This window comes from Enterobacter sp. MEB024 (genome assembly GCF_030209635.1).
Lineage (GTDB): Bacteria > Pseudomonadota > Gammaproteobacteria > Enterobacterales > Enterobacteriaceae > Enterobacter > Enterobacter ludwigii.
The window spans coordinates 790582-805423 of the sequence record NZ_JARVRQ010000002.1 but is presented as its reverse complement, the minus strand read 5'-3'; the positions used below and the strand labels follow the sequence as shown (position 1 = coordinate 805423).

The window sequence follows — 14842 nt, the reverse complement described above, 5'->3', positions numbered from 1 at the left end:
GAGACAAAAAAACCCGCCGCAGCGGGTTTTTCGGCCGTGTTCGATTAGTGTTCGAACATTGCTGAGATAGATTCTTCGTTGCTGATACGACGAATCGCTTCGGCCAGCATCCCGGACAGGGTCAAGGTGCGCACGTTTGGCAGCGCTTTGATCTCGTCACTCAGTGGGATGGTATCGCACACCACTACTTCGTCGATAACGGAGTTGCGGAGGTTGTTTACTGCATTGCCGGAGAAGATCGGGTGAGTCGCGTAGGCGAATACGCGCTTGGCACCACGCTCTTTCAGCGCTTCTGCTGCTTTACACAGCGTACCGCCGGTATCGATCATGTCGTCAACCAGCACGCAGTCACGGCCAGCAACGTCACCGATGATGTGCATCACCTGAGAAACGTTAGCGCGTGGACGGCGTTTGTCGATGATTGCCATGTCGGTATCGTTCAGCAGCTTAGCGATAGCACGAGCACGTACCACGCCGCCGATGTCCGGAGAAACCACGATTGGGTTATCCAGATTCAGCTGCAGCATGTCTTCCAGCAGGATTGGGCTACCGAATACGTTATCAACCGGAACGTCGAAGAAGCCCTGGATCTGTTCTGCATGCAGGTCAACGGTCAGAACACGGTCAACGCCAACGCTGGAGAGGAAATCAGCGACAACTTTGGCAGTGATTGGCACACGCGCGGAACGGACACGACGGTCCTGACGAGCATAGCCGAAGTAAGGAATAACAGCAGTGATACGGCCTGCTGAAGCGCGACGCAGGGCGTCGACCATAACAACCAGTTCCATCAGGTTGTCATTTGTTGGAGCACAGGTGGACTGGATGATGAAAATATCACCACCGCGTACATTTTCATTGATTTGTACGCTGACTTCGCCGTCGCTAAAGCGACCTACAGCGGCGTCGCCGAGGGAAGTGTACAGGCGGTTGGCAATACGTTGTGCTAGTTCCGGGGTGGCGTTACCAGCAAAAAGCTTCATATCAGGCACGAGAAGAACCTCAGGCATGCGTCCAGTGGTGGATAGCGTTCGCCGCAAACTGTGCGGGCCAGGCGAAATGCTATCCAGGCGGTGTATTAAAGAGCGCGATGCAACGTCTGGAACAGGGTGACGTTGTCACCGAAACTCAGTCTGCGCCAGAATGGCTTGCTGTAGGGGGGAGGTGTTCATCCCACGTGCTACAAAACCATGCAGCCAAACCGGCGCTTGCTCAAGCACCTGACGAGCGGCGGATTCGGTGTCAAATTCAGCAAAGACACAGGCCCCTGTGCCAGTCAGGCGCGACGGCGCGTATTCTAACAGCCAGGAAAGCACCGCATCAACCTCGCGAAAACGTTTTCTTGCGATAACCTCGCAATCGTTGCTGAATTCACAATTTAATAACGTTTCTATTGACCGCACCGGGGTATTCCGTGGCAGGTCAGGATCGTTGAAGATGACCGGGGTCGGAATGCTGACGCCCGGGTGGGCCACCAGGTACCATTTTTCCGGCGGCTCGACCGGGGAAAGTATTTCGCCCACCCCTTCAGCAAACGCCGCATGACCGCGCACAAAGACCGGGACGTCCGCCCCCAGCGTTAAGCCTAACGCTGCCAGCTCATCCTGAGATAATCCGCAGCCCCAGAGGTGATTCAGGGCAACCAACACGGTGGCGGCATTTGATGAGCCACCGCCCAGTCCACCGCCCATCGGCAGACGCTTCTCAATACGGATATCCGCGCCGCTTCCTGCCGGCAGACGACCGGTGTCCGACGCCACTTTCATCAGCAGACGTGCAGCGCGCACAATCAGGTTATCTTCATGCGCCACGCCGTCAACCGGCGTCAGCAGGCAAACCTCGCCGTCCTGACGCGGGCCAATCGCGATCGTGTCGCCGTAATCAAGAAACTGAAACAGCGTCTGCAGGGTATGGTATCCGTCAGCACGCTGTCCGGTGATGTATAAAAACAGGTTCAGTTTTGCCGGAGAAGGCCAGTGGGTCATCATTTAACGATCCAGTTGTCCATTTTCAGCTTGATGCGCTGGCTACCCTGGGTCAGTTCCATGTTGGATGGCAGGGAAGGCCTGGTGTTGCTGTCATAGGCGCTGTACACCACTTTCCAGGTTTTGCCGTTCTGGGTGTAGTTCACCTGGCTCAGACGGTACTGGTCGTCAAGCTGGTAGTCGGTCGCGTCACCCGGCAGGCCCAGGATCCACTGGCGCAGGCTGTTCAGCGGAATAGGCATTCCGGTCAGCTTGCCGATCATCTCTTCGGCGTCGGTGGCGGTATAGTGCTGGCCTTTGTTGTCGGTGATCTGCGCTTCACCCGGTTTGGCAATAAGCTCCAGTTCGGTGCTGCCCAGCGGGTTTAACAGCAGCAGGCGATAGTTGTCCTGCCCGGTTTGCTGCCAGAAGAAACGCGCATACACTTTTTGTTCATCAGAGAGATAAGCGAAGGCGCCACGGGTCTGGTACTGGCTCAAATTGCGGACGTCCTGCTGGTGCTGACGCCACTGCGGTGAATCAGGGCTTTTGCCCGGGCCTTTAGGTTGGGTGACGGTACATGCGGTCAGAACCAGTGCCGCCAGGGGCAGCAGGCGAATCAGTCGGGTCATAATGAGGACAAATCCTTGAGATACGTTGCAGTTATGACTGTTAATGCTAGCGTCGAAGGGTGCCACCGTCTACGTTCAAATTATCTCAAAGCATTGTATAAGCTATTACTCCGAAAGGGGGCAGTCTCTTTTATTGATCTCGCGCATCCTGTATGATGCGTTCTGCTAACCTTATTAACGCTGGTACTACTCCCGCTCAACATGACCCTATTAGCACTCGGTATTAACCACAAAACAGCCCCGGTTTCGCTGCGAGAACGCGTCACGTTTTCGCCGGATACGCTTGACCTGGCGCTGGACAGCCTGCTTGCACAGCCGATGGTGCAGGGTGGCGTGGTGCTCTCGACGTGCAACCGTACTGAACTCTACCTAAGCGTTGAAGAGCAGGACAACCTGCATGAAGCGCTGATCCGCTGGTTATGTGATTACCACAACCTCAACGAAGAAGAGCTGCGTAATAGCCTCTACTGGCATCAGGATAACGATGCAGTCAGCCATCTGATGCGTGTGGCCAGCGGCCTGGACTCGCTGGTGCTCGGCGAGCCGCAAATTCTCGGTCAGGTGAAAAAGGCGTTTGCCGATTCGCAAAAAGGGCATCTGAAAGCCAGTGAACTGGAGCGTATGTTCCAGAAGTCATTCTCCGTGGCGAAGCGTGTGCGAACCGAAACCGACATTGGTGCCAGTGCGGTTTCTGTTGCTTTCGCGGCCTGTACCCTGGCCCGTCAAATCTTTGAATCCCTGTCGACCGTCACTGTGATGCTGGTCGGGGCGGGCGAAACCATCGAACTTGTGGCGCGCCATCTGCGCGAACACAAAGTTAAAAAGATGATTATCGCTAACCGTACCCGCGAACGTGCACAGGTACTGGCGGACGAAGTGGGTGCCGAGGTGGTTGCGCTGAGCGACATTGATGAGCGCCTGAAAGAGGCAGATATTATCATCAGCTCTACCGCCAGCCCGCTGCCGATTATCGGTAAAGGGATGGTCGAGCGAGCGCTGAAATCCCGCCGTAATCAACCGATGCTGCTGGTGGATATTGCCGTCCCGCGCGATGTCGAACCGGAAGTCGGTAAACTGGCGAACGCCTACCTTTACAGCGTGGACGACCTGCAAAGCATCATTTCGCATAACCTTGCCCAGCGTAAAGCGGCGGCGGTTCAGGCGGAAACCATTGTAGAGCAGGAAACAAGTGAGTTTATGGCCTGGCTGCGCGCGCAAAGCGTCAGCGAGACTATCCGCGAGTACCGCGGTCAGGCGGAGCAGGTGCGTGATGACCTGACCGCCAAAGCGCTGGCCGCCCTTCAGCAGGGCGGCGACGCAGAAGCCATTATGCAGGATCTGGCCTGGAAACTGACCAACCGCCTGATCCATGCACCAACCAAATCTCTTCAGCAGGCCGCCCGTGACGGGGATGATGAACGCCTGACTATTCTGCGCAACAGCCTCGGGCTGGAATAGCGCCCTATACCCATTTTCTATTACAAGGTGCATTTACGCCTATGAAGCCTTCTATCGTCGCTAAACTGGAAGCTCTGCACGAGCGCCATGAAGAAGTACAGGCGCTGCTCGGCGATGCCGGGACCATTGCTGACCAGGAACGTTTTCGCGCGCTCTCGCGTGAATACGCGCAGTTGAGTGATGTATCAAAATGCTTTACCGACTGGCGACAGGTCCAGGAAGATATTGAAACCGCGCAGATGATGCTCGATGACCCTGAAATGCGCGAGATGGCGCAGGAAGAGTTGCTGGACGCAAAAGCGCGTTCTGAAGAGATGGAGCAACAGTTGCAGGTGCTTCTGCTGCCAAAAGATCCGGACGATGAGCGTAACGCCTTTGTCGAAGTCCGCGCCGGGACCGGCGGTGACGAAGCGGCACTGTTTGCCGGCGATCTGTTCCGTATGTACAGCCGCTACGCCGAAGCGCGTCGCTGGCGCGTTGAGATCATGAGCGCCAACGACGGTGAACATGGCGGCTACAAAGAGGTTATCGCTAAAATCAGCGGTGACGGCGTGTACGGTCGTCTGAAGTTTGAATCCGGCGGTCATCGCGTGCAGCGCGTACCTGCCACCGAATCTCAGGGGCGAATTCACACTTCTGCCTGTACGGTTGCGGTGATGCCAGAGCTGCCTGAAGCAGAATTGCCGGACATCAACCCGGCGGACCTGCGTATCGATACCTTCCGCTCCTCCGGGGCAGGTGGTCAGCACGTTAACACCACCGATTCCGCTATTCGTATTACCCACCTGCCAACCGGCATCGTGGTGGAGTGCCAGGACGAACGTTCACAGCACAAGAACAAAGCCAAAGCCTTATCCGTGCTGGGCGCGCGTATCCACGCGGCTGAAATGGCAAAACGTCAACAGGCGGAAGCCTCCACGCGTCGTAACTTGCTGGGCAGCGGCGATCGCAGCGACCGTAACCGTACCTATAACTTCCCGCAGGGCCGTGTTACCGACCACCGAATCAACCTGACCCTGTACCGTCTGGACGAAGTGATGGAAGGAAAGCTGGATATGCTGATTGAGCCTATCGTGCAGGAATACCAGGCCGACCAGCTGGCAGCACTGTCCGAGCAGGAATAATGGAGTTTCAGCACTGGTTACGGCAGGCCGCCAGTGAGCTTTCCGCGAGCGAAAGCCCTAAACGTGACGCCGAAATTTTGCTTGAGTTTGTGACGGGGAAAGCCCGCACTTACCTGCTGGCTTTCGGCGAGACCCAGCTGAGCGCTGAGCAGGAAGCGCAGCTCGCTACGCTGCTTGCCCGACGCAAAACCGGTGAGCCGGTGGCGCATCTGGTCGGGGAGCGTGAGTTCTGGTCACTGCCGTTGTACGTCTCCCCAGCGACCCTGATCCCACGTCCGGACACCGAGTGTCTGGTGGAGCAGGCGCTGTCGCGTTTACCCGCACAAGCCTGCCGAATTCTCGATCTTGGAACCGGCACTGGCGCAATTGCCCTGGCGCTGGCCAGCGAGCGTCCGGACTGCGAGGTGACAGCGGTTGACGTGATGCCCGATGCGGTAGCGCTGGCGCAGCGTAACGTGGCGCGTCTGGGCTTCCCGAACGTCACCGTTCTGCAAAGCAGCTGGTTTAGTGCGCTGGATAACCGCACGTTCGGGATGATTGTCAGCAACCCTCCCTATATCGACGAGCATGACCCGCACCTGACGCAGGGGGACGTGCGTTTCGAACCGCTGACGGCGCTGGTCGCTGCCAACGAAGGGCTGGCGGATATTGTGCATATTGTGACAACGTCACGACAGCATTTGCTCCCCGGCGGCTGGCTGCTGGTCGAGCACGGCTGGACGCAAGGGGACGCGGTGCGTGACGTGTTCATCGCTGCAGGTTATCGTGCGGTGGAAACCTGTCGCGACTATGGCGGCAACGACCGTCTGACGCTGGGACAATGGGCATGAGTCTCTTTACCGTGCTGATCACGGCCCACCTGATAGCCGTTGCCCTGACCATCAGCTTTTTCATCGTCCGTTACTGGTGGCGTTACAGCAATAATCCGCTGATTGACGCCCGCTGGGTGCGTATTGCGCCGCACTGTATTGACACGGTGCTGTTTCTCTCGGGGGCCGGATTAATGTGGAAGACCGGCTATCTGCCATTTACTGATAAAGGCGCATGGCTGACTGAAAAGCTGTTTGGCGTTATCATCTACATCGTTTTGGGTTTTATCGCGCTTGGGCGTCGTCGTCCGCGCAGCCAGCAGACCGGTTTTATCGCCTTTCTGCTGGGGCTGGTGGTGCTGTACATCATCATTAAACTCGCCACCACAAGAATACCGTTACTGGGGTAAGTCATGAGGTCCTTAGCCGATTTCGAATTTAATAAAGTGCCGCTTTGCGATGGCATGATCCTGATTTCGGAGATGATCCGCGACGATTTTACGTCGCAATACGTCTACGAAGAGCTGGAGAATCTGGTCAGCCTGGCGCGTGAAGAGATCAATCAGGCGCGCCCGCAGGACTGGCAATTAGAGAAGCTGCTTGAGCTTTTCTACGGCGAATGGGGTTTCTGCGACACGCGTGGCGTGTATCGTCTGTCTGACGCACTATGGCTGGATCAGGTCTTGAAAAATCGTCAGGGCAGCGCGGTTGCGCTGGGTTCCATTTTGCTGTGGGTCGCGCATCGTCTGGATATTCCACTGGTGCCGGTCATTTTCCCGACGCAGATGATCCTGCGAGCGGAGTGGCTGGACGGTGAGATGTGGCTCATCAATCCGTTTAACGGCGATACGCTGGATGAGCATACGCTGGACGTCTGGTTAAAAGGCAATATCAGCCCGGTTGCCGAGCTCTTTAATGAAGATCTCGACGAGGCGGATAACGCCGAGGTGATCCGTAAACTGCTGGATACGCTGAAATCTGCGCTGATGGAAGAGCGTCAGATGGAGCTGGCATTACGTGCCAGTGAAGTGCTGCTGCAGTTTAATCCGGAAGATCCGTACGAAATCCGCGATCGCGGGCTGATTTATGCCCAGCTTGATTGCGAGCATGTGGCGCTGAACGATCTGAATTATTTCGTTGAGCAATGCCCGGAAGACCCGATTAGCGAAATGATTCGTGCGCAGATCAACGCGATCTCGCACAAACAAATTACACTGCATTAATCTAAATTCCGATTCACACCTGAATAAGGCGATCCTATGAAACAAAAAGTGGTTAGCATTGGTGATATCAACGTGGCAAACGACCTGCCGTTCGTGCTGTTTGGCGGTATGAACGTGCTGGAATCCCGTGATCTCGCGATGCGTATCTGCGAGCACTACGTGACCGTGACCCAAAAACTGGGTATCCCGTACGTGTTTAAGGCCTCTTTTGACAAAGCCAACCGTTCCTCCATTCACTCTTACCGTGGCCCGGGCCTGGAAGAGGGGATGAAAATTTTCCAGGAACTGAAACAGACCTTTGGCGTGAAAGTGATCACCGACGTGCACGAAGCTTCTCAGGCGCAGCCTGTTGCGGACGTTGTCGACGTTATCCAGCTGCCGGCGTTCCTGGCGCGTCAGACGGACCTGGTGGAAGCGATGGCGAAAACCGGCGCGGTCATCAACGTGAAGAAACCTCAGTTCGTGAGCCCTGGCCAGATGGGTAACATCGTCGATAAATTTATCGAAGGCGGCAACGACAAAGTGATCCTGTGTGACCGTGGCGCAAACTTCGGTTACGACAACCTGGTCGTTGATATGCTCGGCTTCAGCGTGATGAAGAACGTGTCCAACCAGTCTCCGGTCATCTTCGATGTGACCCATGCGCTGCAGTGCCGCGACCCGTTTGGTGCAGCTTCTGGCGGCCGCCGTGCGCAGGTCACCGAGCTGGCGCGCGCCGGTATGGCGACTGGCCTGGCCGGTCTGTTCATTGAAGCACACCCGGACCCGGACAACGCGAAGTGCGACGGCCCGTCCGCATTGCCGCTGGCTAAACTGGAGCCGTTCCTGAAACAGATCAAGGCGATTGACGATCTGGTGAAGAGTTTCGACGAGCTGGATACCAGCCACTAATAAAAAAACCCGCTTCGGCGGGTTTTTTTGGGCTATTCCTCTCCCGATGGAAGAGGTGTCGGGTGTGGCCTCAGAGCCTCACCGAACAACGCTTAGGCAAATATCGTCATCAGATAGGCCACAAACAACGCCATGTGCGCCGCGCCGTTCAGCACGTTGGTGCGCCCGGTCGAGAAGGATATCTGACACAGCAGCAGTGAAGCCACCATCACAATCATCTCTGGCGCACCCAGCGCGAACTGCAACTCGTTACCGGTCATAAAGGCAATCAGCGTCACCACCGGCACGGTGAGTGAGATTGTCGCCAGGACCGAGCCAAAGAACAGATTCATTGCGCGTTGCACCTGATTGTTCAGCACCGCTCTCAGCGCCCCCAGACCCTCAGGCGACAGGATAAGCAGCGCCACCAGGAAACCGGTAAACGCGACCGGAGCATTCAGCTCGGTTAACAGCGTCTCCAGCGGGTTGGCGTTCATTTTGGTCACGGCGATAACCGCAATCAGATGTACGATCAGCCAAACCGTATGCCACGCGCTGCTGTGAGCCGACGGCTTACCGTGATGCGGGTCGTCGCCGTCATCTTCATGTTCATAGACGAACAGGCTCTGGTGCGTTTTGGTCTGAATCAGCAGGAATACGCCGTACATGGCTGCGGAAATCAGCGCAACCAGCAGCGCCTGCCCGGTTGAGAAATTGGCCCCCGGCAATGCCATCGGGAAGACCAGCACAATAATTGCCAGCGGGAAAAGGGCAATCAGATACTGTTTTATGCCGAACAGATTCATGTACTGGGTCGCAAATTTTCGGCCGCCCAGTAACAGTGAAAAGCCCACCAGACCACCTGTCACAATCATAATGATGGAGTAGAGGGTGTCACGCATCAGGGTCGGTGCGGCGTCACCGGTCGCCATCAGCGCGGAAATCAGACTGACTTCGAGGATAACCACCGAAAGGCTGAGAATTAGCGAGCCGTAAGGCTCACCCAGGCGATGGGCTAATACGTCCGCATGGCGAACAACGCTAAAGGCGCTGGTTAAGATACCCACCAGAGCAAGAATATTGATACCAACTACCACTGGCAGTGACTGACTGCTTCCCCAGAAGAGCAGCACAGCCAGTGCCAGGACCGGGAAAATGAGTGATGTCTCCTTGTGGCGGGTCTTCACCGCCTCGTGTGCTGCTGTCATGTGCTTCTCCATCAATGCAGGTGCTTGTAATTATAGATAGAATTTTCGGTCATTAACTTAACAGATCTCTGTTAAATACCCTTGATTTTTTACTCAATTTTACGGTTTGTAATGTTTTGGCTTTGTGGTGTCGATAATGGAACGTGTTCTGTAATTAATCCTTTAATAACATAATATTAAAATTATCATTTACGCATAATTCTTAATTGACTGGCACCATGCCGTATCGTCGTCCACACTTATCTTTTTAACCAAAAGAGGGGTTAGCGATGCCATATAAAACGAAACGCGAATTACCAGACAGCGTGCAACACGTATTGCCCGCGCACGCGCAGGATATCTACAAAGAGGCCTTTAACAGCGCCTGGGATCAGTACAAAGATAAAGAAGATCGACGTGATGATGCCAGCCGTGAAGAGACCGCGCATAAAGTCGCCTGGGCCGCAGTAAAACATGAATATGAGAAAGGAGACGACGATAAATGGCATAAAAAGAAATAGTCGTGAAATCATTTGCAGCCTTCGTTTTGACTTTTCAGGCGGTTGAACTTCCGTTGTATTGCAACTGGCCCGTGAATTGCTTATCGTTACTCAACTGCTGGCAAAATGACCAGCACACAATGCCGGGAAGGCGGATTACAGATGTCGCAAGGAAGCATGCAGTGGCGGAGGTGGAAAGTGTTAACGCGTGATTTCTTAATGAAGGCAGATTGTAAGACGGCATTTGGTGCTATTGAGGAATCGCTTCTCTGGTCAGCTGAACAACGTGCGGCGTCGCTTGCTGCCACGCTGGCGTGCCGCCCGGATGATGGCCCGGTATGGATTTTTGGCTACGGTTCGCTGATGTGGAACCCGGCTCTCGAATTTGTCGAATCGGCAACAGGCACACTTCCTGGCTGGCATCGCGCATTTTGTTTGCGCCTGACGGCCGGTCGAGGTAGCGCATGTCAGCCTGGACGCATGCTTGCACTAAAAGAGGGCGGACGCACCACGGGGGTGGCCTACCGCCTGCCGGATGCAACTCTGGAAGACGAACTGACGCTGCTGTGGAAGCGCGAGATGATCACCGGCTGCTATATGCCGAGCTGGTGCAAGCTGGAACTCGATGACGGACGTACCGTTAACGCGCTGGTGTTTATTATGGATCCGCGCCATCCGCTGTATGAAGCGGATACCCGCACGCAGGTTATTGCCCCGTTGATCGCTGCCGCCAGTGGACCGCTGGGCACCAACGCGCAGTATCTCTTTTCGCTCGACCAGGAGCTGACGCGCCTCGGCATGAAGGACGATTGTCTGAATGAGCTGGTGGTGAAGGTGAAAGCGCTGCTGGAAGGGAACCCGCTGAATAATACGCTGCGTCCCGGTTTTGCCTGAGAATGCGCCCGGCTGCGTGAGCAGACCGGGCGTTTGTCTCTTATGCAGCAACGTAGCTTACGGAATGCTCCAGTGACTGACTATGGCTGTCAATCAGGACATCCCACGTGCCGGTGTACGGCACGGTAAGCCATGCCTTGTCATCCTGCACGGTCAGGATATCCGCCTGCGAGTGTTGTTGTGCTTTCGAACTCATCAAATGAATGCGGCAGCGCTCAGAACACCGCACCACGACCGTATCCCCGCCAAACAATTTCAAACTTGTTTTTACCAGTGCCATTTTTTACCCCGTAGTCTTAAACAACGCTCTCCCTGCTGCCATATCCGAGCGTGATATTGTTCACAATTCACTCATGGCATAACACCAAAGGGGGAGGGTGAGGATGCTGACTTTGATCAAAAAATGGCGTAACGATTAAACAAAAATGACAAAATTCCTGAAAATTTACTCTGGCGCGCGTTTTGCCCGGTGAACGCGCGCCACCCTAAAATTAAATGCGGAAATGCCCGGCAGTTTCAGCAAGGTCGCCCGCCTGGCTCTGCAGCGCGCCGGCTGCAGCGGCAGATTGCACCACCAGTTCGGCGTTCTGCTGAACCATTCTGTCCAGATGGGTCACCGCATGGTTAATCTCCTGGATGCCTTTCATCTGCTCGCTGGTGGCGATGGAGATTTCACGCATGATGCCCGACACGCTACCGATGCTGGAGCGGATTTCGTTCATGCTTTCCCCGGCCAGATGAACGTAGCGGGAGCCGGTGGCCACGCTGTTGGTGGTGGAATCGATAAGCGTTTTAATCTCTTTCGCCGCCTGCGCGCTGCGGCTGGCCAGATTACGCACTTCGCCGGCCACCACGGCAAACCCACGGCCTTGCTCTCCGGCGCGTGCGGCTTCCACCGAGGCATTCAGCGCCAGGATATTGGTCTGGAAGGCAATCCCGTCAATCACGCTGGTGATGTCGCCAATCTTCGCGGAAGCCACTTCAATGGACTGCATGGTGCTGATGGCCTGAGATACCACCTCGCCGCCGCGAGCCGCCGCCGCAGAGGCCTTACTCGCCTGGTCATTGGCTTCAGCCGCAGACTCGTTCGACTGGGTTACTGACGCGGTGATCTCTTCTACGGCGCTGGCCGTTTCGCGAAGGCTGGAGGCGGCCTGCTCGGTACGCCCTGAGAGGTCCTGGTTACCTGCCGCAATTTCCCGCGCGGCGTTTTTCACCGATGCGCTGGCATCACGCAGTTGTACCATCACCATCGAGAGCTTGTCGCTGAAGGCGTTAAACGCCTGCGCTATCTGCGCCACTTCGTCATCGCCGCTGTCCGGCAGGCGTTGCGACAGATCGTTAGTGCCGTTCGCAATGTTATGCATCGCATCGCGAATGTCAGACAGGCGCTTCAGCAGACGCGCAATCAGGAAGTGAACAATGGCGCCGCTGAGTAAGGCCAGGATCACCAGCGAGATGGCCGAGGCTTTCAGCAGCGAGCGCATTCCGGAGGTGGCATCGCCTGTGTCCAGGGCAACAACCAGCATCCAGTTCGTACCCGGCACGGCGGTTGCCACGAAGGTTTTTTCGGCGCCATTGAAGGTCCCGTTTACCGGGTTTCCGCTTTTCAGCGCCGCAAAGTCGATGCCTTTGAGGGTTTCGGCGAACGGTTTAAGCGTCAGGGCAGGGTCGCTGGCGGCAATGACGGTGCCATCGCTATTCAGCAGCAGCCCGCTGCTTGCCGGGGTTGGGTGGATCCCGCGCACGTTAGCAACCACGCTGTCCATCGCCACATCGCCAGCCACCACGGCTTTCAGGGTACCGTTTTCTTTCACCGGCACGGCAAACGTCACCACCAGTTTTCCGCTACCGGCGTCAACATATGGCGCGGTCACGACCGGGCTATCCTGGCTTACGACCTGCTGATACCAGGGACGGATCGTGGGGTCATAATCCGCCGGTACGCCCGCTGGTTCAGAGAATTTCGCCGTTTTGCTGGCATAGCCAACATAGACGTTAGTGAACCCACCCGCCTGGGCAAGCTGTTTAAAGACCGGAACCGGATCGTCACTGAGCGCAACGGTTTGTGCGGAGGCGATAACCGTCATTTTGCTCTTCACCCAGTCCGCAATCGCCATGTTATGGCTGGCGCTGGTGCTGGTCAGGATGTCGCGCTGTGACTGCTGGTTATCCTGGCGTGTGACCTGAAAATTGATGACAGTATTAAGAAGAAGGGCGACGACCAGACAACCTGTCGTCGCGGCAATGATGCGTGCACGAATGGATCTGAACATAAGTGAAATACCTGCTGTGTTGTTTCCATGCCTATCGGCAACCCTGCAGGTAAACTTGATGCTGAAACCGCGTCCATAAGAAAATAATATTTTTACGGGTTTATTATTAAAAAGTTAATACTTTATCGGCGCGCAGAGTCCACTCGGCCAGTTCAACGAGCGTGCCGATTTCCACACCTTCAATCAGCGGCAATCCGGTGATGCCGCGCCCGTCGGTGCAGGTCTTGCACAGTTTGACCGGAACGTTTTGCGCGGTCAGGATCTCCAGCATCTGCTGGATGTTGTAGCCTTCGGCCGGTTTTTGCCCCTTCAGCCCGGCGGTGACCGCATCCGACATTAAAAAGAGCCGTAACTCCAGTTCACTCTCTTTATCGCGTAGCGCGATCGCCAGACGCAGGCTGTTAAAAAGGGATTCGCTGCCGTAAGCCGCACCGTTGGCGACGATAACAATCTTTTGCATGTTGACTCCTGTTCTTTTAAAGGCACGAATATTGCTTAGCTATCCAGGGTTTCGCTGTCCGGGAGAGTAAGCATGACATTAATGGCTGGCATTTCGCCAGGTGCGACCGAATGGCTCCAGCGTGCAAGGTCGATGCGCCGGGAGCAACTGAGCAGGCTGGCACAGCTTGGCGTGCTGGTTAACGCCATCAGTCTGCTGGTGCATATGCTGCAGTGCGAGCGTGGAGCCTCTAACGTCTGGCTCTGCTCACAGGGTAAGCTGTACGCTGCCGAATGCAAAGCGAGCCGGGCGCTGGTGAATGAAAACCTCACTGCGCTTTATGACGTTCTGGATAATCACTCCCCGTTCCAGGGCAGCGGCGTGTGCGAACGTATAGCCGCCGCGCTGCTCAGTCTGGATAACCTGTCAGCCCTTCGTGACGGCGTTATTCAGCAAACCATCACGGCCCCGCAGGCGATGGATCACTATTGTCGCATCCTGCGTCATCTGCTCAGTATCGTACCGCAGCTTAATGACAGCATTGACGATCCGCAAATCGCAGGCCGTTTTGTCGCGCTTTATAGCCTGATGCAGGGTAAAGAGCTGGCGGGACAAGAGCGGGCGCTGGGCGCCATTGGCTTCACGCAGGGCTATTTTGACGATGGCATCCGTCAGCAGCTGGTGGACCGGATTGACGGACAGCAGGCCTGCTTCGAGATTTTCATGACCCACAGCACGGCGGATGTGCAAACCACCTTTTCCCAGAATTGCCAGCCTGACCGTGAGACGGAGCAACTGAGGCGCCTGGCCTGTACCCGCCAGCCAGCCGCTGACAATGGCCATACCGCGCTGGCCTGGTTTGCTCTGCAAACGGCACGCCTTGAGCATCTGCGCACCCTGGAGGAGATGGTTATCGCCGATCTGATGATCGCGGTGGACGAGCGTATCCATCGCCAGGAGGAGTACATGCTACCGGCTGAGGAGCAGGACGATCCGCTGGCCTCTTATCCGGATAAGCCCTTGTTAACCCTGGTTCGCCAACAGGCGCGCGAGATAGAACAGCTTTCCCGTCAGCTTGCGTCACTGCGCGATACGCTCGAAGAGCGCAAAACCATCGATAAAGCGAAAAGCGTACTGATGACCCATCAAAAGATGAGTGAGGAACAGGCATGGACGGCGCTGCGTAAAATGGCGATGGACAAAAACCAGCGCATGGTAGATATCGCCCGCGCGCTGCTCACCGTGAAGAGCTTGTGGCAGGTAACCCCTAAGGAGTAGCTGCACAATCAGTGGGCATTTAGTGCCTGATTGAGGTGCGCAGTTGTGAGGAATTCCCGGTAAACGCCCGGAAAACAGGGCAGTAAAACCTGGCATTCCCTTTGCATTATCTGATTAACCATTTTTGACGGTGCGCCAACGGCGGTGCATCTGTCTTCGGGATAAAGGCGTCCAGCGGTGCTTCGGCA

The 14842-nt window shown here is 55.8% G+C and carries 16 protein-coding genes; 9 read left to right on the top strand and 7 right to left on the bottom strand.

Features of this window, described 5'->3' with window-relative positions; genetic code table 11:
• Nucleotides 1–44 precede the first annotated feature (44 nt).
• The 3 genes from prs to lolB form a co-directional block, all read right to left on the bottom strand.
• Entirely contained in the window at nucleotides 45–992 is a 948-nt protein-coding gene (prs, locus tag QRN24_RS06040; protein WP_003856663.1) for a ribose-phosphate diphosphokinase, read from the bottom strand.
• Nucleotides 993–1118: 126 nt separating this feature from the next.
• Nucleotides 1119–1988 (bottom strand): 4-(cytidine 5'-diphospho)-2-C-methyl-D-erythritol kinase, encoded by an 870-nt coding sequence (ispE, locus tag QRN24_RS06035; RefSeq protein ID WP_040017712.1) that lies wholly within the window; start codon nucleotides 1986–1988, stop codon nucleotides 1119–1121.
• Nucleotides 1985–2596 (bottom strand): lipoprotein insertase outer membrane protein LolB, encoded by a 612-nt coding sequence (lolB, locus tag QRN24_RS06030; protein WP_025203912.1) that lies wholly within the window; start codon nucleotides 2594–2596, stop codon nucleotides 1985–1987. The genes ispE and lolB overlap by 4 nt, the downstream gene beginning before the upstream one ends.
• Nucleotides 2597–2797: 201 nt before the next feature.
• Here lolB and hemA point away from each other — a divergent pair, with 201 nt between their 5' ends.
• From hemA to kdsA, 6 genes are read left to right on the top strand one after another with little or no spacing between them, the layout of a single operon-like run.
• Complete coding sequence (gene hemA / locus QRN24_RS06025) at nucleotides 2798–4054, top strand: glutamyl-tRNA reductase (RefSeq protein WP_014170500.1); 1257 nt, start codon at nucleotides 2798–2800, stop codon at nucleotides 4052–4054.
• 41 nt (nucleotides 4055–4095) lie between these two features.
• Nucleotides 4096–5178, top strand: coding sequence for a peptide chain release factor 1 (prfA, locus tag QRN24_RS06020; RefSeq protein ID WP_014170499.1), 1083 nt, complete (start codon nucleotides 4096–4098; stop codon nucleotides 5176–5178).
• Nucleotides 5178–6008: a peptide chain release factor N(5)-glutamine methyltransferase gene (gene prmC, locus QRN24_RS06015; RefSeq protein WP_032678346.1), complete on the top strand. Its 831-nt coding sequence runs from the start codon at nucleotides 5178–5180 to the stop codon at nucleotides 6006–6008. The genes prfA and prmC overlap by 1 nt, the downstream gene beginning before the upstream one ends.
• A complete protein-coding gene (gene sirB2, locus QRN24_RS06010) occupies nucleotides 6005–6397 on the top strand; it encodes an invasion regulator SirB2 (protein ID WP_025203913.1) in 393 nt (130 codons plus the stop codon). The genes prmC and sirB2 overlap by 4 nt, the downstream gene beginning before the upstream one ends.
• 3 nt (nucleotides 6398–6400) lie before the next feature.
• Entirely contained in the window at nucleotides 6401–7210 is an 810-nt protein-coding gene (sirB1, locus tag QRN24_RS06005) for an invasion regulator SirB1 (RefSeq protein WP_014170496.1), read from the top strand.
• 36 nt (nucleotides 7211–7246) lie between these two features.
• On the top strand, nucleotides 7247–8101 hold the full coding sequence (gene kdsA / locus QRN24_RS06000) for a 3-deoxy-8-phosphooctulonate synthase (protein ID WP_014170494.1): 855 nt from the start codon (nucleotides 7247–7249) through the stop codon (nucleotides 8099–8101).
• Nucleotides 8102–8193: 92 nt separating this feature from the next.
• Here the strand turns inward: kdsA and chaA are convergent, their stop codons facing one another.
• Entirely contained in the window at nucleotides 8194–9288 is a 1095-nt protein-coding gene (gene chaA, locus QRN24_RS05995; RefSeq protein ID WP_020882349.1) for a sodium-potassium/proton antiporter ChaA, read from the bottom strand.
• A gap of 269 nt (nucleotides 9289–9557) precedes the next feature.
• On the opposite strand from chaA, the gene chaB reads away from it, so the two are divergent.
• Nucleotides 9558–9788, top strand: a complete 231-nt coding sequence (gene chaB, locus QRN24_RS05990) for a putative cation transport regulator ChaB (protein ID WP_032680829.1) — start codon at nucleotides 9558–9560, stop codon at nucleotides 9786–9788.
• A 177-nt stretch (nucleotides 9789–9965) separates the two neighbouring features.
• On the top strand, nucleotides 9966–10661 hold the full coding sequence (locus QRN24_RS05985; protein ID WP_020882351.1) for a gamma-glutamylcyclotransferase: 696 nt from the start codon (nucleotides 9966–9968) through the stop codon (nucleotides 10659–10661).
• A 40-nt stretch (nucleotides 10662–10701) separates the two neighbouring features.
• On the opposite strand, the gene QRN24_RS05980 is transcribed toward QRN24_RS05985, so the two are convergent.
• The 3 genes from QRN24_RS05980 to QRN24_RS05970 all read right to left on the bottom strand — a co-directional run bounded on the left by QRN24_RS05980 (nucleotide 10702) and on the right by QRN24_RS05970 (nucleotide 13397).
• Nucleotides 10702–10941: a DUF1883 domain-containing protein gene (locus QRN24_RS05980; RefSeq protein ID WP_014170489.1), complete on the bottom strand. Its 240-nt coding sequence runs from the start codon at nucleotides 10939–10941 to the stop codon at nucleotides 10702–10704.
• A gap of 211 nt (nucleotides 10942–11152) precedes the next feature.
• A complete protein-coding gene (locus QRN24_RS05975; RefSeq protein WP_284942483.1) occupies nucleotides 11153–12937 on the bottom strand; it encodes a methyl-accepting chemotaxis protein in 1785 nt (594 codons plus the stop codon).
• A gap of 106 nt (nucleotides 12938–13043) precedes the next feature.
• A complete protein-coding gene (locus QRN24_RS05970) occupies nucleotides 13044–13397 on the bottom strand; it encodes a DsrE/DsrF/TusD sulfur relay family protein (protein ID WP_020882353.1) in 354 nt (117 codons plus the stop codon).
• A gap of 72 nt (nucleotides 13398–13469) precedes the next feature.
• Here QRN24_RS05970 and nasR point away from each other — a divergent pair, with 72 nt between their 5' ends.
• On the top strand, nucleotides 13470–14654 hold the full coding sequence (gene nasR, locus QRN24_RS05965) for a nitrate regulatory protein NasR (protein WP_284942482.1): 1185 nt from the start codon (nucleotides 13470–13472) through the stop codon (nucleotides 14652–14654).
• Nucleotides 14655–14842 lie beyond the last annotated feature (188 nt).

Bases quoted from the DNA above. Each gene is read 5' to 3' on its own strand.
- sirB2 (WP_025203913.1), top strand. From the start codon at position 6,005: ATGAGTCTCTTTACCGTGCTGATCACGGCCCACCTGATAGCCGTTGCC.
- prfA (WP_014170499.1), top strand. From the start codon at position 4,096: ATGAAGCCTTCTATCGTCGCTAAACTGGAAGCTCTGCACGAGCGCCAT.
- nasR (WP_284942482.1), top strand. From the start codon at position 13,470: ATGACATTAATGGCTGGCATTTCGCCAGGTGCGACCGAATGGCTCCAG.
- QRN24_RS05975 (WP_284942483.1), bottom strand. From the start codon at position 12,937: ATGTTCAGATCCATTCGTGCACGCATCATTGCCGCGACGACAGGTTGT.
- lolB (WP_025203912.1), bottom strand. From the start codon at position 2,596: ATGACCCGACTGATTCGCCTGCTGCCCCTGGCGGCACTGGTTCTGACC.
- chaB (WP_032680829.1), top strand. From the start codon at position 9,558: ATGCCATATAAAACGAAACGCGAATTACCAGACAGCGTGCAACACGTA.
- ispE (WP_040017712.1), bottom strand. From the start codon at position 1,988: ATGATGACCCACTGGCCTTCTCCGGCAAAACTGAACCTGTTTTTATAC.
- chaA (WP_020882349.1), bottom strand. From the start codon at position 9,288: ATGACAGCAGCACACGAGGCGGTGAAGACCCGCCACAAGGAGACATCA.
- hemA (WP_014170500.1), top strand. From the start codon at position 2,798: ATGACCCTATTAGCACTCGGTATTAACCACAAAACAGCCCCGGTTTCG.
- sirB1 (WP_014170496.1), top strand. From the start codon at position 6,401: ATGAGGTCCTTAGCCGATTTCGAATTTAATAAAGTGCCGCTTTGCGAT.
- kdsA (WP_014170494.1), top strand. From the start codon at position 7,247: ATGAAACAAAAAGTGGTTAGCATTGGTGATATCAACGTGGCAAACGAC.
- QRN24_RS05970 (WP_020882353.1), bottom strand. From the start codon at position 13,397: ATGCAAAAGATTGTTATCGTCGCCAACGGTGCGGCTTACGGCAGCGAA.
- prmC (WP_032678346.1), top strand. From the start codon at position 5,178: ATGGAGTTTCAGCACTGGTTACGGCAGGCCGCCAGTGAGCTTTCCGCG.
- QRN24_RS05980 (WP_014170489.1), bottom strand. From the start codon at position 10,941: ATGGCACTGGTAAAAACAAGTTTGAAATTGTTTGGCGGGGATACGGTC.